This window comes from Cupriavidus sp. CuC1 (genome assembly GCF_044627735.1).
In the GTDB taxonomy this organism is placed as follows: Bacteria; Pseudomonadota; Gammaproteobacteria; order Burkholderiales; family Burkholderiaceae; genus Cupriavidus; species Cupriavidus ulmosensis.
On record NZ_JBIUHC010000334.1, the window covers coordinates 1 to 2,933 of the forward strand.

Here is a 2,933-nt window from a genome sequence, read left to right on the forward strand (position 1 = left end):
GAATTTCCGGCAGGGTGATTTTATTCAAGATGACGACCTGGCAACGAGGAGGAATTCGGTGCCACAGAAGTTAACATTGCCCTCCGCCGTTTACAAGCGAAATTCGTCACATTGTCGCTTGAGATTAGGATCGAACAAGCTGGTTCGGGAGCGCTTCGATCCAACATGACCAGCCTCTGGGAAAGATGGTCCTGCCGCGAGAAGCCCCAGCGGGGCTACCCCGGGTTATTGAGAACTTACCCAAAGACGGCTTAAGCTGTTGATCGATAAGAAGATTCCGTGCATTCTCGTTGACGCGCTCATCGAACACTACATCGCAAAGTCGAGCCCCCACGGGCCGCGCACTGCTGATCGTCCCAAATCGACCCGTTGCTGCCATTCGGGTCTCCGCGACGGCAACGTCCGTTCTCGAAGTTTAACTGCCATTCGTTCACGCAGAAATGCCTGCCGCTCGTCGGCCTATTCGGACGTCCGCCAGTTCCTGAGCAGCCATTTACAACGGACGAGTCAATTGTTGCTTCATGGGCTACATCGACTGTCACGGTGACAGCCGATCGCCCTGCAAGCCTGGTGGATGCGTGTTGACGTGGTCCTTAAGTTGCTGGACTTGTGTGGAGCCGGGAAGGCGGCAGATACCTGCTCGCCTTGCGAGGCAAGCGCATCATGACCGGATAAGGGATGGCATTGGTACGCCGATATCATTTACTGGCAATCTCACCAACGTAGATCCCGCGCAGATAATCCGCCATCGCCGCAAACCGCCGTCGGGATTCATGCTCGAAGATCCATGCCGCCAGCGGGTCAAAGATGCGCAGGAATGGCCGCAGTTTGATGTTGAACGTATAGATCAATTCTGACTGCCCTGCCGCAATATCCCGATGGCGCATCGACGCCGCCCAGAACTCGATCAGACCCGAGGGGCAAACACTTGCTGCTGCCGCAATCTCAGAGGGGCGGTAGTTCACGAACTGCGTACGCATCCTGAGACTGCGCATCCAGCCGCGCCCCCTGTTGGCGGCTATCGCTCCGATATAAGGATGTGTACCGCCGCCTTCAATATGCGCGGATGAAATCAGGGTATCCCAGAGAAGGCGTTTTTCGTGGTTGTGGAATACCTCGAAGGCGTTGGCGGCTGAGCCGGGCACGGTCAGAATTAGGCATCGTCTGGCCATGGTCATTGCTCTTCGACAGATGTACTGATGCCCCACAGGCGGAACAGCGGCTCGAATTCCGCCAGGTCGAGCAGCCCCATGCAGGCGCGGGCGCCGCGAAAGGGTGGCGCGCCAGCAAGTATTTTGCGAGTGACCAGCAATGCCGCCATGCAGGGCACCTCGGCCCCGTTCTTGTGTGGTGCAGTCAGGTGCCATACAGACTGGCCCGGTGTCCCGTCGGGGCGCACGCCGCTCACGCTGACCCGCATGCCCCCGTTTTCGCTGCCGAACCGGTCCAGCAGCATCGTTGACATGCGGTCGAGCAGCCGCGCGCCGCGCACAAGTGGAACGGTCAGGCCGTACCGGCGTAGTGCCCCGGCAAGCCACAGCATCGCATGCTGGATTCGCAGTTCGAGCGCAGCATGAAATTCTACGGTCCGCACGGATGGGTACCGCTGTGGAAATAGCGCGAGATCAGGGACATCGCAAGCGGCAGCCAAGCGCTTACCCAGACCGGGGAACATCATGGTGCGCAGATCCTGCCAGCCATATGCCTCCCGCCATGCACCATCTTCCCACCTCGCGATGGGGGCGCCGGCGTAGCTGAATACAGCTTTGAGTGTGGCTACGCCCCTGGGCGCCTGCTGGCCCGGCGCAATCGCCACGCTGATGCAATCCACCAGGGAGAAGCCTGCCGAAAGCTTGTCCACGACTGCGCTGGATAGTGCGGGCACGTTGCTCGCGCCGCTGACGGCGCAGATTCCGGAGCTGCGTGCGCAGATGTCCAGATGCTTTGCGAAGCCGGCGACAAAGTCGCGGCCATCGGAAAGGTCGACGTAGTGCGCGCCGAGCGCGCATGCGGCTTCAGCAACGCGGTAGTCCTGCCCCTGGAACGGTCCGGCACAATGGACAACCAACTCCGGTCGCAGCTCAGCAAGGTCCGTCCGGAAATTGGGTGAGAGGATGTCTAGCGTGGCAGTGCGGACGCCCTGCGTCCACGACGGCTTGCACCATGAACCCTCGCTGCGTCGCGTGGCGATGATCTCATGCCCGACGTCTGCCGCGAGGCTTCTGCAGATTCGCGCCCCAAAATTGCCTGTGCCGCCGAGTACCACGATCCTCATCTTTGCTCCTCCATCTGCTGCTTGATCCGCACCGCAAGCGCCGGGATGATCTTGGCGGTGCTGTTCATGGCCCCGCCAGTGTGGGGTTGGTCACCATCAGGGAAGTACACGGCAATCATCGAGGCGAAGGCCGGGTATCCGAGCCACTCCCACCGCCGCGCGCAACGCCAGTAGCGCCGTGGCAGCGTACTCCGGCCGGCGGCCAGGGCTAGGGCAGCCATGTCGGCCATAAGAAGCTGAAGCCTACGACGGGCAGCCAGCAGTGCGTGGATTTGCGCCACGGTCCGGTTCACGCCCCAACGGGTACCCATTTCTCCCCGGTGGAGAATGAAACGTTCGGAGATGGGTGTAAGTTCCATGGCTAGAAGCCTAGGTTCTTCAGTTATTTCTGTCAAGACAGAAATAACTGAAGAATGGTAGCTTGACCGCCAGCCTGGGCTGGCCTGCAAGGTGGCATGCGATCGCGGCGAGCGGCACAAAGGCCGATGGCGCGACGAGAGTGATTGGCGTGTGAACGTCGGCTGCCTACTGCGGACCGGCCGTTTGAGCGGCTGCGGGCGCACGCCAGCGAACGGCCGATACTGGCCGGGAGCGGCCGGTCGCCGCGGTATACCGGTGTCTAGCCGCCTTCACCCAAGCCCGAGATGGAGTCCTATGT

Annotated in this window: 2 protein-coding genes and 1 pseudogene; all 3 read right to left on the bottom strand. The window is 60.9% G+C overall.

Annotated features, from left to right (window positions below; all coding sequences use genetic code 11):
• Positions 1–698: 698 nt before the first annotated feature.
• Positions 699–1,178, bottom strand: coding sequence for a hypothetical protein (locus ACGLHR_RS51280; protein WP_400103739.1), 480 nt, complete (start codon positions 1,176–1,178; stop codon positions 699–701).
• The gene (locus ACGLHR_RS51285) at positions 1,175–2,275 is read right to left on the bottom strand and encodes an NAD-dependent epimerase/dehydratase family protein (RefSeq protein WP_400103741.1); all 1,101 of its coding nucleotides are present in this window, start codon (positions 2,273–2,275) and stop codon (positions 1,175–1,177) included. The genes ACGLHR_RS51280 and ACGLHR_RS51285 overlap by 4 nt, the downstream gene beginning before the upstream one ends.
• A 250-nt stretch (positions 2,276–2,525) precedes the next feature.
• Positions 2,526–2,634: pseudogene (locus ACGLHR_RS51290) on the bottom strand (MarR family transcriptional regulator); the annotation flags it as partial.
• Positions 2,635–2,933 lie beyond the last annotated feature (299 nt).